Origin of the sequence: Alkalicella caledoniensis, from assembly GCF_014467015.1 — a bacterium.
GTDB classification, from domain to species: Bacteria; Bacillota; Proteinivoracia; order Proteinivoracales; family Proteinivoracaceae; genus Alkalicella; species Alkalicella caledoniensis.
This window is the reverse complement of sequence record NZ_CP058559.1, coordinates 1,211,164-1,231,055: the sequence shown is the minus strand read 5'-3', so window position 1 is coordinate 1,231,055 and position 19,892 is coordinate 1,211,164. Positions and strand designations below refer to the sequence as shown.

15 protein-coding genes, 1 other RNA gene and 2 pseudogenes are annotated in these 19,892 nt (G+C 34.6%); 14 read left to right on the top strand and 4 right to left on the bottom strand.

Features of this window, described 5'->3' with window-relative positions:
* Positions 1-22: 22 nt before the first annotated feature.
* From HYG86_RS06035 to HYG86_RS06025, 3 genes are read right to left on the bottom strand one after another with little or no spacing between them, the layout of a single operon-like run.
* Positions 23-1,042, bottom strand: coding sequence for a tyrosine-type recombinase/integrase (locus tag HYG86_RS06035; RefSeq protein WP_213167041.1), 1,020 nt, complete (start codon positions 1,040-1,042; stop codon positions 23-25).
* Positions 1,029-2,003, bottom strand: a complete 975-nt coding sequence (locus tag HYG86_RS06030) for a tyrosine-type recombinase/integrase (RefSeq protein ID WP_213167042.1) — start codon at positions 2,001-2,003, stop codon at positions 1,029-1,031. Before HYG86_RS06030 ends, HYG86_RS06035 begins: the two co-directional genes overlap by 14 nt.
* Positions 1,996-3,249 carry a site-specific integrase gene (locus tag HYG86_RS06025; RefSeq protein WP_213167043.1) on the bottom strand — a complete coding sequence of 418 codons (1,254 nt, stop codon included), beginning with the start codon at positions 3,247-3,249 and terminating at the stop codon, positions 1,996-1,998. The genes HYG86_RS06030 and HYG86_RS06025 overlap by 8 nt, the downstream gene beginning before the upstream one ends.
* A gap of 233 nt (positions 3,250-3,482) precedes the next feature.
* Here HYG86_RS06025 and HYG86_RS06020 point away from each other — a divergent pair, with 233 nt between their 5' ends.
* The 10 genes and pseudogenes from HYG86_RS06020 (at position 3,483) to ssrA (ending at position 14,331) form a co-directional block, all read left to right on the top strand.
* Positions 3,483-4,211, top strand: a complete 729-nt coding sequence (locus HYG86_RS06020) for a Mu transposase domain-containing protein (protein ID WP_213168015.1) — start codon at positions 3,483-3,485, stop codon at positions 4,209-4,211.
* Positions 4,208-4,774 carry an ATP-binding protein gene (locus tag HYG86_RS06015; RefSeq protein ID WP_213168014.1) on the top strand — a complete coding sequence of 189 codons (567 nt, stop codon included), beginning with the start codon at positions 4,208-4,210 and terminating at the stop codon, positions 4,772-4,774. The genes HYG86_RS06020 and HYG86_RS06015 overlap by 4 nt, the downstream gene beginning before the upstream one ends.
* A 105-nt stretch (positions 4,775-4,879) precedes the next feature.
* The gene (locus HYG86_RS06010; RefSeq protein WP_213166227.1) at positions 4,880-6,331 is read left to right on the top strand and encodes an IS1182 family transposase; all 1,452 of its coding nucleotides are present in this window, start codon (positions 4,880-4,882) and stop codon (positions 6,329-6,331) included.
* Between the two features lie 131 nt (positions 6,332-6,462).
* Positions 6,463-6,720 (top strand): annotated as a pseudogene (locus HYG86_RS06005) (ATP-binding protein); the annotation flags it as partial.
* Positions 6,713-7,150 (top strand): hypothetical protein, encoded by a 438-nt coding sequence (locus HYG86_RS06000; protein ID WP_213168013.1) that lies wholly within the window; start codon positions 6,713-6,715, stop codon positions 7,148-7,150. The pseudogene HYG86_RS06005 and the gene HYG86_RS06000, both read left to right, overlap by 8 nt.
* 621 nt (positions 7,151-7,771) lie before the next feature.
* Positions 7,772-9,910 (top strand): PHP domain-containing protein, encoded by a 2,139-nt coding sequence (locus HYG86_RS05995; protein ID WP_213168012.1) that lies wholly within the window; start codon positions 7,772-7,774, stop codon positions 9,908-9,910.
* Positions 9,900-10,211 (top strand): hypothetical protein, encoded by a 312-nt coding sequence (locus tag HYG86_RS05990; protein WP_213168011.1) that lies wholly within the window; start codon positions 9,900-9,902, stop codon positions 10,209-10,211. Before HYG86_RS05995 ends, HYG86_RS05990 begins: the two co-directional genes overlap by 11 nt.
* 473 nt (positions 10,212-10,684) lie before the next feature.
* The gene (locus tag HYG86_RS05985) at positions 10,685-11,452 is read left to right on the top strand and encodes a hypothetical protein (protein ID WP_213168010.1); all 768 of its coding nucleotides are present in this window, start codon (positions 10,685-10,687) and stop codon (positions 11,450-11,452) included.
* 974 nt (positions 11,453-12,426) lie between these two features.
* Positions 12,427-13,926: an IS1182 family transposase gene (locus HYG86_RS05980; RefSeq protein WP_213168009.1), complete on the top strand. Its 1,500-nt coding sequence runs from the start codon at positions 12,427-12,429 to the stop codon at positions 13,924-13,926.
* Between the two features lie 67 nt (positions 13,927-13,993).
* Positions 13,994-14,331: a transfer-messenger RNA gene (gene ssrA, locus HYG86_RS05975) on the top strand.
* 319 nt (positions 14,332-14,650) lie between these two features.
* Here ssrA and HYG86_RS05970 read toward each other — a convergent pair.
* Positions 14,651-14,920: pseudogene (locus HYG86_RS05970) on the bottom strand (ATP-binding protein); the annotation flags it as partial.
* Positions 14,921-15,122: 202 nt separating this feature from the next.
* Here HYG86_RS05970 and HYG86_RS05965 point away from each other — a divergent pair.
* The 4 genes from HYG86_RS05965 to HYG86_RS05950 all read left to right on the top strand — a co-directional run bounded on the left by HYG86_RS05965 (position 15,123) and on the right by HYG86_RS05950 (position 19,814).
* A complete protein-coding gene (locus HYG86_RS05965) occupies positions 15,123-16,055 on the top strand; it encodes a transposase (RefSeq protein ID WP_213168007.1) in 933 nt (310 codons plus the stop codon).
* Between the two features lie 154 nt (positions 16,056-16,209).
* Positions 16,210-17,058, top strand: coding sequence for a GNAT family N-acetyltransferase (locus HYG86_RS05960; protein ID WP_213168006.1), 849 nt, complete (start codon positions 16,210-16,212; stop codon positions 17,056-17,058).
* A gap of 626 nt (positions 17,059-17,684) precedes the next feature.
* Positions 17,685-18,923 (top strand): ComEC/Rec2 family competence protein, encoded by a 1,239-nt coding sequence (locus HYG86_RS05955; protein ID WP_213168005.1) that lies wholly within the window; start codon positions 17,685-17,687, stop codon positions 18,921-18,923.
* A 252-nt stretch (positions 18,924-19,175) separates the two neighbouring features.
* Positions 19,176-19,814 carry an HAD family hydrolase gene (locus tag HYG86_RS05950; RefSeq protein WP_213168004.1) on the top strand — a complete coding sequence of 213 codons (639 nt, stop codon included), beginning with the start codon at positions 19,176-19,178 and terminating at the stop codon, positions 19,812-19,814.
* The last annotated feature ends 78 nt before the right edge of the window (positions 19,815-19,892 follow it).

The following is a 19,892-nucleotide window of genomic DNA, read 5'->3' as shown; positions in this document are numbered from 1 at the left end:
AGCAAATATCTTTACATAATCATCAGCGGTTGAATGTTTTTAGCCACTGTTTTAAATCAGTATTGTTATCCCATTGTGCTTTTTCCGGTGGAACAATCTCCTTGCTAGCAGCTTCAATAGCTTCACGCTTTCTGCTTACTTCTGCTTTTGCGTAAACTTCCGTAGTTTTAACACTGACATGACCTAGTAAATCCCGTATGTAAATTAGGTCAACCCCAGAATCAACGAGTCCCATAGCCGTTGTATGTCTCATTTTGTGAGGACTAAAATCCGCTGGAATTATCTCCGAATTAATTTCTCTAGCACGTTTCGCATATTTACCGACAAGGTAATTTATACCCTGTCTAGTTAATTGGCTTTTCATATGGTTCTTAAACAACCATTCACTAAGTTTTTCTTGCCTATCATATCCTTCTTGTACTAAATATTGGTGGATGAAAGGAATGATATCCTTCATAAGTGGTACATAGCGGCTTTTATGCCCTTTACCGCGAAGTAAAAGCGTGTATGGTTCATAAAGGGATAAATCTTTTACCCGGATACTTATGAGTTCGCTGACACGCATGCCTGTAGTATAGAGAAGGGACAACATGACATAATCTCGCAACCCTCCAGAAGAAGCGACATCTATCTGAGACATCATTAATTTTACCCCATCTGTTTTCATGTAGGATATTTCTTTCTGCGGTGCTTTTTTTATCGGAATCCCTACGATTCGTTGATAATTATCTAGACACTCAGGAAATTCATACATTAGAAACCTTACAAAACTATTGATTGCTGCCTGCCTCTGGTTCCTTGTTGATATACTGTTTAGACGTTGTTTCTGAAGCCATTCCAGGAATAGAAGTACGTTCTTATACGAAAGGTCAGACATCTGTACTCTGTTTGCAGAAATATTAAGTTCTTCCTGCAAGCACGTCAAGAAAAGTATAAAAGTGTATCTGTAAGAATCAATTGTTAATGGTGTCATACCCTTAACATTTGGAAGGTAAACGGTAAAATATTTGTTAAGGTACATTGCAAAATCAGTGGATTTCATGTTTGTCCACCTCGCCGAACACCTTATTTACTTTGTCTTTAAAACGATCCTCAATATACGGATACAGACTCATTGTCAGTCGAACATATCTCTCAGTAGCATATATTGTTTTGTGGCCGAGATAACTGGATAGAATGGGGAGCGCTACGTACATATCTAGGCCAGAATCAACCATTTGCTTAAATGATTGCACAGAAAAAGTATGACGCCAGTCGTGCAGTCTTGGACCTCTTCCTCCACCAATATACGGAATTCTTGCTTTTTGAAGGAAAAGCCTATGACGTTCATAAAGAGCCTCACCATCTAATCGGCTTCCATTAGACTTGGTAAATATATAGTCTTTTTCATCTAAAAGGTAAAAACATTTTTGTGCATACTGACACATAAGACCGGCCATCTCTTCGTTTAACACGATATAACGCTCATTATTGTTCTTTGTTTCAAATAGCTTAATGATTCCATCCTCAAGGTCCACATCCTGTTTTCTGATACCAAGCGTTTCGTTAATTCTAGTTCCACAGCAGTAGAGTAATCGGAAAAGGATTGGTAGTTGAATGCTGTCCTTACGATTACGTGCAGATTCATATGTATCAACTGCATGAAAATATCTTGCTATCTCATCTTCCGCATAAATATATGGTTGGAAATCTGTTTGCTTGAAACATACATCTCTTGTCACAAAGATTTCATATCCTTTACGACAGAGATAGATCAGAAATTGCTTAATTCCATTGATTCGAGAATAATGGGTGGTACTAGCTTCGTTTTCTTTCCGTTGAATCCATTTCATTGCATGTTGACTATTGAATACTGGCTGAAGTATTTCATTTTCAGTACAAAATCGGTCAAACAGCCGTAAATGCTTGCAAAAACTTACTTCTTTATGACCCGTTGCTACCATATGGTCTAAATAATGATACATTTCCTCAGAAAAAATAGATTTAAACATTGGTCTACTCATGCTTACACCTCCCTGCCATGTAATGTTTTGAAGATATTATTGGCAAGGAAAGTGGGCATAATCGTAACTTTTCGATATCTACTTTCAGATATATCTTGGTTGTTTCAGTATTCTGGTGTCCAAGCACGGAACTGATTATGGGCATAGATACATTCTTTTTTAGCATGTTTGTAGCTAGGCTGTGGCGTAGAGAATGTGGACCGTGTTTCTTGTTTTTCCAGTTCTTTATGTTTGCCTTACGCATGTACTTCGTTACAATAGAATGTATCGTCGGTGTTGAAAGTGGCCGACCCCTTTTTGATGATTCTGTGGAAACGATGATTTCCTGTACATCTGTTGACGGCCTACCGTGCTTCAAATAGTCAATAATGGCATTACCAATTGAAGATAGTAGAGGATATTCTACTGCCATATCAGTTTTATGTTGGTTGAAACAAACGATATTTTTCTCCCAGTCTATTTGGTTAAACTGAAAGTTCACAATATCATTTGATCGCCATCCATATTCAGCGGCAAGGAGCAAAATCAAATAATCCCTTTTCCCAGTGGCAGAGGTTCGCTCAACTGAGGAAATGATTGTGCGAATTTCGTCTTCTTCGTAAGTTGTGGGGAGCTTACAGTTATGGTTGTAATTATCTTTTAAAATTAACAACGAACTGTCTGATTTGGAAATTCCATTTTCATATGCATATCTAAAATAAATGCGTAGCGCTGAACCGCAGTTGTGCCTAGATGCGAGTGAATATTTCATAGAACTAAAAAAATCCTCCATTGTTTCAACAGAAAGATTATTCAATTTAAGCGATTTTTTTTCTAGATAACAGAAGAAATCATATAAATACTGTTCCTTATTTTTGAGTGTACTCTCAGAAAGATTTTTTTCACTTCTAAGGTAGGATAGATACAATAACATTTCATTGCCTATATCTCCATAAAAAACTCTCTCAATTCGTGGCGTACGGAATTCAAAATCACCATCCTTTTGATAAGAAGAGAGCATACGGACTGCACGTAAACGTAGCTTTTTACCGTTCGCTAGACCCTTGACAGAAATATGGGTCCCTAAAGTCTCATCTAAGTATTGGAAACCAATAGACTCGGTAAAATCCTTAAACTTGTTTAAAGTCATCCATTTTGTAAGATTCCCCCACTCCGCTAGGATACTTCGCTGATATGAAGCATTATACTGCCGAATGTTCAACTCATCTTCACACAAAGTAATCAATGTCTTAAAATCTGTTATCATAAATCAAACCCTCCTTGTGATGTTTAATTTATAAATAACACTTCTAATCAATTATTATGTAAAGATGTATCAGCATCAATCATAGTATTTTAGAGTTTTAGTTTCATCAGCTTTACATAACGAAAGTCTTAACATAACCTTTATTATGTTAATCTTGACATAATAAAGGTAAGATTGAGAAACCATTCCAATACATTGAAGAGCAATTTATAAAAGGTAATAAGTTTTCTTCAATGGAAGAGCTAAATGCAAGGGGAAAAAACTTTATTAGCCAATGGAACGATAAAGTGCACTCAACAACTAGAAGAGTTCCAAATGAGTTTTTTGAAAACGAGGAAATTCATTGTCTTCTCCCATTACCTAGAGATAGATTTAGGATGGGTCAACTTCAAAAAAGACTCATTAGTAATGATAGCTACATACATATAAACACAAACAAGTATAGTGTCCCAGTTAAATATGCTACAAAAGAGCTTCAGTTCAGGATTGTTTATGGATTTAGAATTGAGCTTTTCACCTTACAGTCTGAATTCCTTATGTCATTAGAATCGCAAAAGGGGAAATACGGAACACTTAAAGATCCTGCTCATTATGAAGCGATATCCGTAAGGGCAAGCAAGTCAATTCCACAAATCAAAAGAGACTTTGTAAACACCTTTAAGTATGGACAAGCATATTTTGATGCAGCTAATGGCATACTTCAACAGCCAAGCTATCATGCCAGAAAGATCCTTGAATTACTGGACCTATATGAAGCAGAAGTTCTTGATAAAATAATGGCATATGCTATCGCTAAGGATGTGATTGATATTAAATCAATTAAAGAGTTAATTAAAAATGATTTCTTTAAGATCATTCTTGATAGTTCTAATCAGGTTGCCTCCTCTATTCAAACAAGTGAAATTGAAGGGATCACAAGAAGTTGTGACTACTATGAGAGTCAGGAGGTAACACCAATATGATAAATAGAAAAGTTGCCTATGATGATATATATATTAATGATAAATTAAAGGACTTTAAGTTAGTTGATATCCGAGAAAACTACCAAAGAATTATCGATGAAGCTATCAAAGAGAAACTTGGGTACAAAGACTTTCTAATTAGGTTAATTCAGACTGAGGAAGAAGGAAAAAGAAAACGACTAACAGAAAAGCTTACTATGAAAGCTGGCTTTGATTTCATCAAAACCTTAGATGAAATAGAGTACAGTTTTAATGAAACGATAAATTTCCAAAAGGTAAAAGAGCTCGGCACTCTATCCTTTATGGACAGAAATGAAAATATCATTATCATCGGTCCTCCAGGAGTGGGTAAAAGTATGATTGCAACAGGTATAGGTATCAACGCATGTAGAGCAGGAAAGTCAGTTATGTTTTTTAATGCTAAGGAACTTATGGACAAGTTATCAGATGCAGCCAAGAAAGATACTTTAAAGCAGACACTGAAGTCCTTGAGTAAGGTACAACTTTTAGTCATAGATGAGTTATCTTACCTAAAAATGGACAAAGAAAAAGGAGGGCACTGAAAAAGTCCCTTCAAAGCGAAAAAAGGCATAATTCCTTAAACACTAAGGTAATTATGCTTTTTTTGCTGTATAATTGAAGTATCAATTAAGAATTGGGTGGGTGCTATGATACAAAATCAACAGTCAATGATTTTAAGTCCATATATGGAGATATATAATTTGGTCGTTCCAAAGGAAAATTTACTCCGTAGAATTAATGATCTGGTCGACTTCTCTTTTGTTTATGGTGAGCTTAAAGATAAATATTGCCATAATAACGGTAGAAATGCTATCGATCCCATTCGCATGTTTAAGTATTTATTACTAAAAACGATTTATGACTTGTCGGATGTAGATGTGGTGGAACGCTCAAAATATGACATGTCCTTTAAGTATTTTCTAAATATGGCTCCTGAAGAGTCGGTGATAGAGCCAAGTTCTCTTACGAAATTTCGAAAACTACGCTTAGAAAATATAAACTTATTGGATATGCTTATCAATAAAACTGTTGAAATAGCCATTGAAAAGGAAATCATCAAAAGTAAATCCATTATCGTGGATGCCACCCACACAAGAGCGCGCTACAATCAAAAATCCCCCAGAGAAATTCTGATGGATCGGTCTAAAAAGCTGAGAAAAGTTATTTATCAGATAGATGAAACTATGAAGGATAAATTTCCTACCAAAAACACAACAGATGCCTTAGAAGCTGAAATAGACTATTGCCACAAGCTTATTGAGGTGGTTGAAAAGGAAGATGCTTTTGCTCAATATCCAAAAGTAAAGGAACAATTGAACCTTTTAAAAGAATCAGTTGCTGATGATATTGAACACTTACAAATATCTCAGGATCAAGATGCAAGAATAGGTCATAAAAGTGCCGATACATCATTTTTTGGTTACAAAACCCATATTGCCATAAGCGAAGAAAGAATTATTACAGCTGCAACAGTTACAACCGGAGAAAAAAATGATGGGAAACAATTAGAAACACTGATAGAAAAAAGTGTAAAAGCTGGGATGAAAGTTGAAACTGTTATCGGTGATGCTGCATATTCTGAAAAAGGCAACATTGAATATACAAAAGAGAAAAAAATAAAATTAGTCGCCAAATTAAACCCATCTGTAACACAAGGTTTCCGAAAAAAAGAAGATGAATTCGATTTTAATAAAGATGCTGGAATGTATATATGTAAGGCTGGCCATATGGCTATACGTAAAGCTCGCCAAGGGAAGAAAAAATTTTCCACTAATCAAACAGACACATACTATTTTGATATAGAAAAGTGTAAGGTATGCCATTTAAAAGAAGGGTGCTATAAATCTGGAGCTAAAAGTAAGACCTATTCCGTAAGCATCAAATCTGACGAACATACCGAGCAGGCGAAATTCCAAGAAAGTGATTACTTTAAAGAAAAATCTAAAGAGCGCTATAAAATAGAAGCAAAAAATAGTGAATTAAAACATAGACACGGGTATGATGTTTCAAAATCCTCGGGTCTAATTGGCATGGAGATGCAGGGAGCTATGTCAATATTTACGGTAAACCTAAAAAGAATTTTAAAAATAATGGATTAAGAATAAGCGAAATAAAAAATGGCATAATCATTAAAAAACGACTCTAGATTCAAATTTTGAATAGAGAGTCGTTTTTTTTTAGTACAAGTTATTCTGTTTAAATGAAATACATAAGATTTTCAGTGCCCTCAGAAAAAGAGAGCATTTTTTTTCAGGTTATCCGGCAAAGATACGAAAAAAGCTCCCTTATCATAACAACTAATCTTCCCCTAAGCAGGTGGGACGAAGTTTTTACAGGCCAACTAGCGGCTACTGCAATACTAGATAGATTAGTTCATCATTGTCATGTATTAAGTATAACAGGGGACAGTTTTCGTGTCAAAGGGGAAAAGTACATGGCTGAATACCTAAAGAATAAACAGATGAATAGGGGGAACAAAGATGCCTAGAGTTAGTAAGGAAGACTATGGAACGATAGTGAAAATATATAATGAGAGTGGTAATAAAGCTGCTATGGAGTATATAACAAATGAATACGGAATTAAGGCCCCTAACGGAGTGTTGTATAGAATTAAAAAGTCCCCAGGGTACACATATGACGAATTTAGCAACAAAATAGTTATCAAGGACGAAGAAGAACCTCTATTCATGGGTATAGATGAAATATGTAACAAGCAAGTTTCAAAAGAGCCTTCACATACTATCGTTCACCAAATACATTACTCCAAGGAAACCTCACTAGATTTACTATATAAAGAGCTTCTACAAGAAAAACTATTAGAACTTAGTAAATACATCAGGCTAGATCGGATTACAAACACAATAGATATCGATAAAACATCTATTTTAACTGATGGTTACCATATAAAGATATATTAATCTTAGTGGTCAGTTTTAAATGAAAAAGGATAAATTTTTGGTGGTCAATTTTCAATGTAAAATGGCTACCTATAGAAATCCAAAGTGTTATAATACTGATGGTCAATTTTGTTTGTAAAAAGTGGTCAATTTTACTTGACAATCTACACCCAGCATCCTCACGTATTCGTTATACGCTGCGGTGCTGGGCTTTTTTGTGCCTTGAATCTGAATACTTTTGAACAGTCTGAGAGGGTCAGAACATGCTTATTGCTAAAAGGGAAAAGAACTATACAAAAAGTGCATGACTATCCACTAGCAAAAGGTGCAGCATTAAACGGAAGAACACAAAAGGAGCTTAGATGTGTGAAAAATGTCGAGAATTCTTAATAAATAGAAAAATAACTAGAAAATAAAGGAAATAAGAGTTGTTTTAGCGAATAAAAGAAGGGACTATTATAGGGGGAATAGAATGAATATCTAAGAAAAGAAGATGAATCCGTAAAGGTGTATAACCTGAATATAACCAAAGAAATGGTCCAGTAAAAATGAAACATCCAAGGACGGTTCAAGTTGTTAATAAAGCAGTGGAAAAGGTAGGCATTAAAAGCTATTTCATTTAAATTGAAAGGAGACTTTTTTATGAAAATTGATGTACATGCACATACTCTTAAAACAAAATCTGGTGATTCACCAAAACGGAATGTCGATCCAGATTCATTTGCTGAGATTATTAAAGCAACAGACGTGAAAATATTAGCTATAACAAATCACAATTACTTTGACTTAGAACAATTTGAACAAATAGTTGAAAAAACTACTGGCATTTGTCAAATATGGCCTGGTGTTGAATTAGATGTTGTTGAAGAAGATAGGAGAGGACATATATTAATAATTGTAAATCCGGAAAATGCAGGTGTTTTGTATGAAAGAATGACCAGTTTAATTGAAGGTACTAAGTTTGATAAATTTACAATAACCATTGAGGATACGGTTAAACATTTTGATAGTTTAGATAGTGTTTTTATTCCTCATTATCTTACTAAAAAGCCTTGTTTGATTGATGATGACATTAATAAAATGGAATCATTAATTTCTAATAAAAATCGACTTATCAAGGAGGCTACTAACTCAATATCAGCAGGAATTTATGTAAGCCATGGCCATAAATCAATTTATGGTTCAGATGTTCATGACTGGAGCTTATATACTGAAGAGGCTGAAAAGCTACCAGAGCTTAGACTGCCTGTGGAATCATTTAATCAATTCTGTTTGCTGTTAGATAAAAATGCACCATCAATTAATACTTTACTAGATCTAAAAAGTAAAGACACTATTAAGCTGGAGCCATTCGGACCAACTGAATCTATTACATTGGATATTTACAATGATATAAATATATTATTTGGTTCAAAGGGTACAGGAAAAACAGAAATACTTAGGTCAATATCTGACTACTACAATAGCAAAGGGCTAAAAACATCTGTTTTTGAGTCTAGTCGAGACAACCTGGGTACTATGTATGACATAAAGGGGAATGATTTAAATCTAACGCTTGAATCAATGAACATAGAATCATGCTCCGATGAAATCAATATACTGAAAAATGCATCAGAAGAGAATATCACAAGTCTTACTAATTACTTAAGGTTCTTTTCCTCTCGAATCAATAATCAAAGAGCTAATAGCATTAAGATTAAAGACTATCCGATCTCAGACTTAACAACGATAAGTAGGAAGTTTGATGAAGTTATTGACACACATGACAAAATCAGTGGTTTACTTGAGTATGCAATTGATAACAGAATACTTGAAGAGATATTAAAATCAGAGCTATATGAAGAACTAAAGTTAATTCTTGAAAAAGTCTTTGGAGCTATAAAGAGTGAGCGTGAATCAAGATTTGTAAATATGATGTCCACAGAGTTATACAATAATTTGATCTCGGTATTTAATACTGAAATTGCTAAAAAAACTGGACGGCCAGCAAAACCAACGACTACTGGTTTCAGTAAGTATGCAGGGAATCGAGTAAACCTTGAACATAGCGTTAAGAAAATACGAAAAAGCATGAATAAGGAAATTAACTCTATTAGCGAATATGTAGGTGATTTAGGTGTTAAGGGAGACCTATATTGCAAGACGGATATATTTACCCAGGATGGAACGATTTCTAATGGAAATTACAATACTCTAAAAGGAACAAAAAAGACTCCTCAGAAAGAATTCGCGAATATAATTACTAAAATAGAAGAACGATTGTATTCAAGTGATCTATTTGTAGAATTATCTGAGTTTAATGATATTAACGGTATTGAAGAGATTGTTGATATAGATGATTTACTGTTATTTCATAGGTACTTTGCAATAGATAATAATCTATACTCGCCTTCTAATGGTGAAGCTTCAATGCTACTCTTACATAAGGAATTGAGTGAAGATAAAGAAATTTATCTACTTGACGAGCCAGAAAAAAGTTTAGGAAATGACTATATCAACGATATAATAGTTCCCTTAATTCAAGAACGAGCTAAACTTGGGAAAAAAGTCGTAATTGCAACACATGATGCAAACATAGCAGTCAGAACTTTACCATATTGTTCTGTATATCGAAAACACGAAATAACCAATTATAGTACATTCATTGGAAATCCTTTTTCAGATAATCTAATTGAAGTAAATAAACCTGATAATATACTTAACTGGAAAGAAGTAAGCATGAAAACACTTGAAGGAGGTAAGGAAGCGTTTGGTGAAAGGGGGAAAATATATGGTAACTAGAGATGCTAGTGTTGTTGAAAGAGAGGGGAACTATTTTCTTCAATTAACACTTTCTGATGGCAAAGTCGAAATATCTTTAACTACTGATAATCAAAATGCTGTAAAAGAAGTTTTTAATAAGTTAATAATTGACCTTAAAAAGGAAGAATTCAAATTTGTGCTGAAAAATGAAAATAATAGTTTATACAGCCAAATTAGTAAAGAGTACCTATCACAACTTAATTCTGAATTATCAACAATCTATAACGAGCTGGTTGACTACGGTCTGACCATCGAAGAAAGTGAAGCAGAAGCTCTGTAATTTGACTTTACATAACACAGAGCTTCTAGAAACTGTTTGATTTTTTTGCACTGTTATTCTAAAAATTGAAGCATATAGTAAAATGGGTCATGATTGAACCGTAGGAGTTGTTGACTTAAAGCTTACTTTGCGTTCGATTGCAAATACATCCTAAGTACTCCCTCCATGGGAGTGTGATTAGAATATAAAGTCTTGAGATCACACCAGGTTCAAGATCTGAGGCCTTGTGGTCTGGCTTTGGGTTTTCTTATTCTCTGTAAACACCTTCTACTAAGGAAGTTTTTACTATTGTTAGAAGGTAAGTTAGCTGTTTGACGTTGAATAAATCATTATGTTTTAAGATAATTTCTCAAGCCTGAACCCAAATCAGAACTCAAAAGTCTGAGCCTGAAGATTCACGTTATGTTACAGATTTTTTTAAGTAAATCAGGGGACAAAATAGAGGTAAATAATAGAAAATAAGGAGGACGAAAATGTTTACAAGTGATGATGGGGGACAAAATCTATTTGTATCATCAGATAATGTAGTTGGTAGGTTATATAATATTATTGAAAAAATTATAAATAGTACCGGCAATGCAGAAACTGCTCTTAGTCAAGTATTTGAGTTAGATGAAGATGATACAGCTTCAATATTCTCTAATTATGCTGAATTGTATAGGATGGCTTTGGAAGGTAAGAAACAGGTGGACAAACATTCTCCTAAAAGCCTCAAGAAATATTTAAATACCTTAGATAGTGTTATAGACGGCTTGTCAAAAATTTACTTTAATGCAAGTAGGAATTCTTTGAATAATGGGTTGGATAAGTTCAAAACTCATTTTGATGTGAGGCTAATGACTTCGCTTGAGTATTGTGCAGAATATTTATCAAACATGAGTGATGAGGTTATAATCCAAGACGAAAAAGTCAAGGAATTGATTAGTGATATTGAAAATATGATTGAAAATATTTCAGTGAGCAATATTAATAAAGAATTGCAGCAAATAGTTGTTTTTCAATTGAATAATGTTAGAGAATCGCTTCTAAAATATAAGTTATTTGGAGCTGAGGGTATTAAAAATGGAATTTCAGCAACTTTAGGAACTTTAATATTGAATCGGGACAAAGTAAATAGTGAAAAGGAAAAAGGTGTAGTAGAGGAAATATTCAAGACAATCAATAAAATCAACAGCATTGTAAGTTTAGGCAGTAACGGGACAAAATTATTAGGGGCTATTATAGAACAAATTACTAAATAAATACCTGCTTTCTTGCGGTAAAGCACTAACTTGAAAGGAAACATGTTTGTTTACCCTAGACGTTGAGGAGTTCAGAAGGCAATTATCAAAAAAATAGGCGACACCATAAATGTTTGTATCAAGCAACCATAAAGATCTTAGGGTCTACCAAGTGTTCGAACAACTGTAGGAGTTTTTTCAAGATGCCTACAAGGGTATATTACATGTAAGGTTTTCAGGGTCTAACATGGAAATAGAAAGCTATGGCCCCAAAAATAATTACAAAAGTATGATATAATATTAATTGAATGAGGGAGTAGCTGTCGGGGTAAGTTGCTCATTAACATGAGTTGATTCGGTCCTGAGGATGCCGCCCTCGTTTTTGTTGTGTCTGTAACATTGATGGAGATGATCCCATCCTGCTGAAAGTAGCTCTGATTGTAGACGTAACGTTGGAGCATGCGGTTAAATAAGATGGGAGGGAACAGAAAGCAACAACAACTATAAAACACAATCATAATGTAACCATAAGCACCTCCAATAGTATCGTGGATCAGTTCGAGATAACCCATGATGCCAAAGGGTGTAAATGGTAAAATAAAATGGATGAATTTCGGCAACTAAAAATGGCCAAAAAAATCACCACTTTCTTAAAAAAGCTGATATATTTATCTTAGCTGAATTTTAAGGAATGTGGAGAAATTGGTGAGGTGAAAAATGTACAGCGATATTCGTCATTTTAAAGATATTGGGTTAAATAAGAGTCAAGCAGATAATAGGCTTAATCTAAATTACAAAACAGTAAGAAAGTACTGATATTTTACCCCTGATGAGTTTTTAGAAATACAAAGAAAGAAGAGACATGGGGACGTCAGACTGTGTGAGAATTAGAGAATAATATATGTCTAAATGGCTCTAAAGTACTGTAAATACAGTACTTTTCCCTTTTTCTGTAGTATAATTAAGTTATAGAATATCGGAGAGGGGATTTTAAATTGTCATTTATAAAAGGTACAGATAGAAAGCAAAAAACAATGTTTCCTGACTGCATAGAAGATTACATAGGTGAGGATAATCCCGTTAGAGTAATTGATGAATACGTAGAACTGGTCAATATGAGTGCATTCACTAAATCAAAGGAACACCGCAGAGGTGCACCAGGATATCATCCCTCTGTTTTATTGAAGTTATATCTATACGGGTATGTAAATGGCATAAGATCATCTAGAAAGCTAGAAACAGAATCTCACAGGAATATAGAAGTGGTTTGGCTATTACAAAAACTAAAACCTGATTTTAAAACAATAGCTGATTTCAGGAAAGAAAATAAAACTCAGCTAAAACAAGTTTTCAAGGATTTTACTAAGTTGTGTAAGGATCTCAAACTATTAGGCGAGGAATTCATAGCAATAGATGGGACTAAAATTCAAGCTAATAATTCAAAGAAGAATAATTTCTCAAAGAAAAAAATACAGAGACACAAGCAATATATCGAAGATAAGGTTAATTCCTATCTAGATTTGTTAGAAAGCAGTGACAAAGACGATTCACCTAAACTTAAGTATACACCTGAAGAAATTCAGCAAAAAATTGAAAAACTCAAGGAGCGTAAAATTAAATTTGAAGAGTTGGAAAAAAAACTACAGGATAGCGAATGTAATGAAGTATCTACAGTTGACGAAGATGCTAGGCTTATGGACAACAAAAACAATGGTGTTACTGTAGCATATAACATACAAACAGCTGTAGACTCTAAGCATAGTATTATAGTGGCATATGATGTTACAAACAATCCCGCAGATCAAGGCAATCTAAATTCACTTGCAGAAGAAACTAAAGATATATTTGGAAAAAGGAAACTCGAAGTAGCAGCAGATAAAGGCTATTACCAAGCAGACGATCTTATGAAATGTGAGAGAAACCAAACAACAGTCTATTTGCCAAAACAGTCGTATTCTAACGCCACAGGAGACAAAGATTTCTACGGAGATAAATTTACTTATGTGCCTGAAAAAGATTTATATATTTGTCCTTTAGGACATGAACTTCGCAGAATAAATCACAAATCAAAAGAACCAAAGAGAATAAAATATAGAAACTACGATGCCTGTAAAAACTGTGAATCAAAAAGCAAATGTACCACTGCAGCTAAAGGCAGGATAATAAATCGATCACCTAGCCAAGATTTTTTGGATACTATAGATGCTAGAACAGAAGCAAATATGGACAAATACCTACAAAGACAGATGATTGTTGAGCATCCTTATGGAACCATCAAAAGGACAATGAATGCTGGGTATTTTTTAACAAGAGGGATGGATTCTGTAACTACAGAGACAGCCCTAGTTTTGCTAGCCTATAATTTTAAAAGAGTAATAAATATTATAGGTGTGAAAGAACTACTAAGGATATTAGTAGCTCTTAGACCCATTTTATCATTGTGTTTTTATAGGTTTAAATCATATTGCTCCAAAAGACAGGAAATTTACAGCTAATCTTTGAGTTTTTAGAGATTATCCACACAGTCTGACGTTTCTTTTGTCTCCTTTGCGATCACTACTTGATTAGGGTCAAGATGGGAGTAGCGAGCCGTGGGCCAGGGCCACGTTAATAACTGGAAACTTAAATTAAACGCTAAAACAAACAATAATTTAGCTTTCGCTGCATAGTCAGCGGACGTCTTACCACTAGTTTGTCTGTGACTGGTGACTAAGACGAAAACAAATAGCAGACTACTTACCAAAGTTGCTTCGACTTGGTAGGGAAACTTAGAAGCTAGCAACTTTAAGATTTTGTCTTTAGAAGCTTAGAGAAGCGAAACCCTAAAATAGAGACTGCGCTCGGAGAGACTGCTGTTAAGATACCTTCGGACGGGGGTTCGACTCCCCCCGCCTCCACCAAATATGGAGATATGAACCCTAAAGCGATAAGCTTTAGGTTTTTTTTGTATATACGACTGTTGAAAAGCCATCATCTTCGTCGTTGCTTCAAAAAAACCAGTCCTCACGTATTGAGTATACGCTCCGGGCTGGTTTTTTCTTGCGCCTAGAATCTGAAGACTGCGAATGTCAACGAATTTTTTTACCACTTGCTATTCAATTTGTTTACCACTAGTGATATCGAAAAAGTTTACCACTAGCATAGTTTTCGCTACTCAAAAGATTTGCCACAAAGTTGTTTAATAATAGGAAATACCCCACGAGTATTTCCTTAGTTTAATTAATCCATATCTTGCTCTGAGTTTTCACTACGATAAGATGGGCCATTCATGTTAAGTACGTGGGATCTAAATGTTAGCCTATCAACCAAGGCGGCGACCATTGTTTCATTTTCAAAGAGGGTTGTCCACTCTGAGAACTTTAAGTTAGTAGAAACTATGACACTTCTTTTTTCTGCTCGATCAGCAACAACTTTGAAAAGTAACTCTGATTGATGTCTATTAAACGTCAAATACGACATCTCATCGATAATCAATAAACCCGTTTTAGCTAACTGTTTTTCAAACTTAAGTAGGCGTTTATAGTAGGCACTGAATAATAGTTCTTTTCATAGCGCAAATCTTCGGGGTCAGGCTTGAAGTTTTTCCATTCCTGGAAAAACTTCTTTTTTTTGTCCCGCTTAGAAGGTTATCTAGATTTATTGTTGAATAATTCATTAAACATTTAATTCGGAAATCTCAGAGGTGGTCCTTATGCCGAGAAAGCCTAGGATAGAATATCCAGGAGCTTTTTATCATGTAATGTGCAGAGGTAACAATGGGGAGTATATTTTTCGCAATAATCAAGATAAAGAACTATACTTATTTCTAGTGGATAAATATAAAGAACGATATCGCTTTAAGCTCTATGCCTATTGCATTATGGATAACCATGTTCATTTGCTTATAGAAACTGGGGAGGTGCCACTGTCTAAGATCATGCAGGGAATACAGCAAAGCTATACCCAAAGAATTAATTTGAAGCATTCTAGAACTGGTCATGTATTCCAGCAGCGGTACAAAGCATTGCTATGCGACGGGGATTCATACTTGTTACAGCTAGTAAAGTATATACACTTAAATCCAGTTGAAGCATGGATTGATGATGGGCTTAATTATAAATGGAGTAGTCATCAGGATTATTTAAAGGTGAATAAGAAATCCGTAGTTGAAGTGGAGTTTATACTGGAAATGCTGGGTGGAGATATTAAGCGTGGAGTTAAGGAGTATAGAAGATTTATGAATCTTGACCAAGGGAAAATGGAACTTAGTGAATTTGTCTTAGATGAAAAAGAAGTACACGCTACTGTAGAGGAGTTCAAGGAAATGAAGAGGGTTGAGCCTGATTTAGTTGTTAGCGTTGATGATATAATAAATTGTGTATATGAGAAAACTGGTTTAAGCAAGAAAGAATTAACAGAGAAGACGAAGCTTAAAGAGTACGTAATTGCTAGAAAAGCCATTGTGATACTCAGTGATAAATACGTTGAGATTTCAAACAACGAAGTAGCAAGGCTTCTAAACTTATCGCCATCAGCTACCTCCAAGATTAAAGCAGAGAAAAGGCGTCTTGATATTGAGGTTGCTGATATAGTTAGGCAGGTAAATGATGAGCTGAAAGAGAGAATGGAAAAACTTCAAGCCTGATCCCTAATCTCGTGACCCCTAATCTCACTACAGGAATAAGTGTCTATAATACGGATTCGCCTTATGCAAGTATTTTTATGTACGAATGGTTAAAAGCAGTAAAATGGTATAGATGCAATGAAAGGGTGATATAACAATGCAATTCAAATTGTATATGGATGTACATGAGTTTTACAATGATACCTATGATGTGTTAATGCGTCACGAGGCTCAGAATATGATTCCTCTTGGTAATATCATAATTGGACATGAGGGGAAAGATAAAACAGACTGGCGTGACCCTGTAAATTGGCTTATGGCAACTATTTCGGATGCAAACGGTATACAGCTTACAGCTATAATGACACCGCCGCATAATATCACACTTTATGCAACAGACAATATAATTAATCCAAAAGCTATAAACTGTCTGATAGATGGACTGAAAGACCATGAAATTCCTGGCGTGACAAGCGAAAAAACGTTGGCGGAGTATTTTGCCAAAGAATATACCGCACGAAAGGAATTAAGCTTTAAAACAACCATGAACCAGCGCATATATGAGCTTAAGGCAGTAAACCCAGATATTAAACAATTTGGTGTTGTTCGTTTGCTGGATGAAAAAGATATGTATTTTTTTCCATACTGGGCTGAGGCATTTAATGCAGCAAATATTTATGGGAAAATAGAAATGTTTATCCCACAAGATGCAAAACCATATTGCTATCGATTATCAACAAAAAAGCTCTACGTTCTAGAAGACAATGGGATACCTGTCTCTATGGCGGGATATACAAGGGAAATGCAAACAGCTATCGGCGTGACATATGTATATACTCCTCCTTATTATCGCGGAAAGGGTTACGCCTCCTCATGCGTGGCTCAAATCAGTCAAATTGCTTTAGATAACGGATTTACTAAGTGCGTATTATACACGGATTTGTTAAACCCAACATCAAATAGTATTTATAAAAAGATAGGATATACGGCTATTTGCGATTCACTCATGTTGAAGTTTGAATAATATTTTGTTATCACTGGTAAAAAGACTTTATTAAAAGTGACAAAACGAGCCATAAAATTTGATTTTTGGGGGATAGTCACATAATAGTTCTTACCATGCCTATGAAGCATAATACAAAGCCAAGTGTTTATAAGTAAGAAGGGCTCTGTAGTATTTGGAGCAACATCCTGTTGTCCTCTGAATCCCGGGGCACCCGGCATCCAATAACAAAAGATTGCCGTTGGCTACGGAGGGTAGTGCTCTAGGGCAGTTCTGTAGCACATTCCTTTACCGGTTATATGAAAATGGGTGTGGTATTTCTCAAATTGAAGAGGAAGTACATCAAATTAGATTGGAGATTAGAAAATATTTACAATCGGTTAATCCTTTTGACAAGAGAGTTTCTTAAATAGGTTTACTTAATAGGCGTCATCATATAACAAGCCATTCCCAAAGAGTGCGGATTGGACAGGCTCTAGGGCAAGCTGCACCACATATCCTCTGTCACAAAACTTGCAGCTCGGGACGGTATAAGGGTAAGGCAAGTCTTGCGCCAGCCCCTAAAGGGACGGAAGCGTCGGGAATACTCGATAAGTTATACAAAAGTTTAATTGTAACACATTTCTTACTAGGAAGGCATGATAAGAATGTTTAAAGATTACCTGCTAAATAGAAATTTAGTAAGATTTTCAATTGATGAAATATCCCATTATAAAGAAAGAGATTTTTTGTTGAAGATAATTCCAAACATTAATTCGGAGTTTTTTCCTCCATTTCACTTAAGATACATAAGGGTTGCTGATGAATTACTACAAAAGGAATTTTTAAATGCTCAGGTAGATTATAATTATTTGGTAGAAAAAAGTATTGGGTCAGTAGTACAAGGAGGGTATTATTCGATTCCTCAATCAACTATTAGAGGACAGAATATATTTGCTTACGATGAGTATAGGTTTGATATAAAAAATGACATTTTTGCTGATAATCGCGTTGAATCACCATTTAATGATTTGAATATATCAGTTGACTATAATCGAAATCCTGAAGATATTAAGGAGCCACTGTTTTGTCAACAGGGGAAATTGGATATAGATTGTCCTTATATTTATTGCTTTAACGTCGGGCAAGGAGATTCGTTTTTGGCCATTACATCAGTTGGTAATGCCTATATAATAGATACTAATGTATATAGCAGAAATAATGCTAATCGGTTTTGTTCTGAAATTAAGCACATATTAGGTAAGCATAAGTTAGATACAGATAAAATCAAAGGTTTAATAATCACACATAAACATTTAGATCACTTGCGTGGTGCTAAATATATTATTGATAGAGGACTGTTTGATATAGAATATTTTATTATAAATCAGGATTATCATCATCCTACTAAGACAGTAAGTGATTTATTGAAGTCAGCTAAATCAATACCTAAATGGATTAATCTAAATAGACCATGTAAATTTAAAGAAGGAAATACAGTTTTAGAATTCGTTAACCCAGATAGTAGAACAAGTACGAATGTCGTATCTCCTGATATTAATGACAGTTCTATTTGTTTTACATTGGGTTATCATAATACCTCAGCTCATTTAACAGGAGATATTGGTTACAATCATTTATTAGGGAAAATGAAAGCATATGAGCAAAGTATATTAAAGGTATCTCATCATGGCAGTAGAACTGGAACAAATAAAGATTTGTTAGATGAGATCAAACCGCAATTTGCATTTGTATCTGCTGGAAATCACAAAGGCTTTAAACATCCTCATACTGAAATAGATAATTTGTTAAAAGCTAATGTTTCTAGTTATACACTTTCTAAAAAGGTTAAGCAGACCACTTACTATAAACTTGACGGAAGTAAAATTAAAAAAAGTTATATATAACGAATTAAACCATCGTATAACAAGCCATTCCCACAAGAGTGCGGTGTTGGTAGGCCGCACCACATGCCCTCTGTCACAAGACTTGCAGCTTGGGATGGTAATGTATGAAGGCCAGCCCTAAAGGGACGGCCACGTTGGAAATGGCTGGGGCGTTAGATGACATTATCACTATCGGGGCAGGACTATGGGGTCGATATAAACTTCAGAGAATTCTAATTTAAAAAGTGATTTTCTTATAGGGAGAGATATGGATTGGATAAGGTTAAAGTAGTTTGTTTTGATATGGATGGAACACTGATTACTAATACTAATTCTGTAGAGTATCTTTGTTTGTTAAGCGGAAAAATAGATGAAGTTAGAGATGTAGAAAACAGAGAAGACCAAGGTGAAATTTCTTGGATAGAAGCAGATTACATAAAATCTAAATTATTTACTGCATTAGAAGTAAAGAGAGTAGAGCAAGAGTTTGAAAGATATATTAAACTGATTAATAACATTGAAAAAGTAATAAATGAATTAAAAAGCAGCGGTATTTTCGTAATCCTAGTGACGGCTGGACCAGTACAAGTTGCAGAAGTTATACAAAAGATGTTTAAATTCGATAAAATCTATGGAAGTGTATATGAAGTTGAAAATGGAAGATTTACTGGCAGAATATTAAAACATCTAGGAGATAGGGGAAAATTAAACAGCTTAAAATCATTTTGTAAAGAACATGATATATCATTAGAAAAAGTTGTTTCAGTAGGAGATAGTGCATCTGATATAAAAATATTTAAGGAAAGTGGAAAATCAATAGCAATTAATTACTCAAGCAAATTACTAGGAATTGCTGATGTTTATATAAGAACTAATGATTTAGTTGATATTATGAAACATATACTCGGGTAATACTTAGTAGCAGTAATAACAACATATAACAAGCCATTCCCACAAGGGTGCGGTGTGGACAGGCTCTGGGGCTAGCCG

Bases quoted from the DNA above. Each gene is read 5' to 3' on its own strand.
- HYG86_RS06035 (WP_213167041.1), bottom strand. From the start codon at position 1,042: ATGAAATCCACTGATTTTGCAATGTACCTTAACAAATATTTTACCGTT.
- HYG86_RS06030 (WP_213167042.1), bottom strand. From the start codon at position 2,003: ATGAGTAGACCAATGTTTAAATCTATTTTTTCTGAGGAAATGTATCAT.
- HYG86_RS06025 (WP_213167043.1), bottom strand. From the start codon at position 3,249: ATGATAACAGATTTTAAGACATTGATTACTTTGTGTGAAGATGAGTTG.
- HYG86_RS06020 (WP_213168015.1), top strand. From the start codon at position 3,483: ATGGAAGAGCTAAATGCAAGGGGAAAAAACTTTATTAGCCAATGGAAC.
- HYG86_RS06015 (WP_213168014.1), top strand. From the start codon at position 4,208: ATGATAAATAGAAAAGTTGCCTATGATGATATATATATTAATGATAAA.
- HYG86_RS06010 (WP_213166227.1), top strand. From the start codon at position 4,880: ATGATACAAAATCAACAGTCAATGATTTTAAGTCCATATATGGAGATA.
- HYG86_RS06000 (WP_213168013.1), top strand. From the start codon at position 6,713: ATGCCTAGAGTTAGTAAGGAAGACTATGGAACGATAGTGAAAATATAT.
- HYG86_RS05995 (WP_213168012.1), top strand. From the start codon at position 7,772: ATGAAAATTGATGTACATGCACATACTCTTAAAACAAAATCTGGTGAT.
- HYG86_RS05990 (WP_213168011.1), top strand. From the start codon at position 9,900: ATGGTAACTAGAGATGCTAGTGTTGTTGAAAGAGAGGGGAACTATTTT.
- HYG86_RS05985 (WP_213168010.1), top strand. From the start codon at position 10,685: ATGTTTACAAGTGATGATGGGGGACAAAATCTATTTGTATCATCAGAT.
- HYG86_RS05965 (WP_213168007.1), top strand. From the start codon at position 15,123: ATGCCGAGAAAGCCTAGGATAGAATATCCAGGAGCTTTTTATCATGTA.
- HYG86_RS05960 (WP_213168006.1), top strand. From the start codon at position 16,210: ATGGATGTACATGAGTTTTACAATGATACCTATGATGTGTTAATGCGT.
- HYG86_RS05955 (WP_213168005.1), top strand. From the start codon at position 17,685: ATGTTTAAAGATTACCTGCTAAATAGAAATTTAGTAAGATTTTCAATT.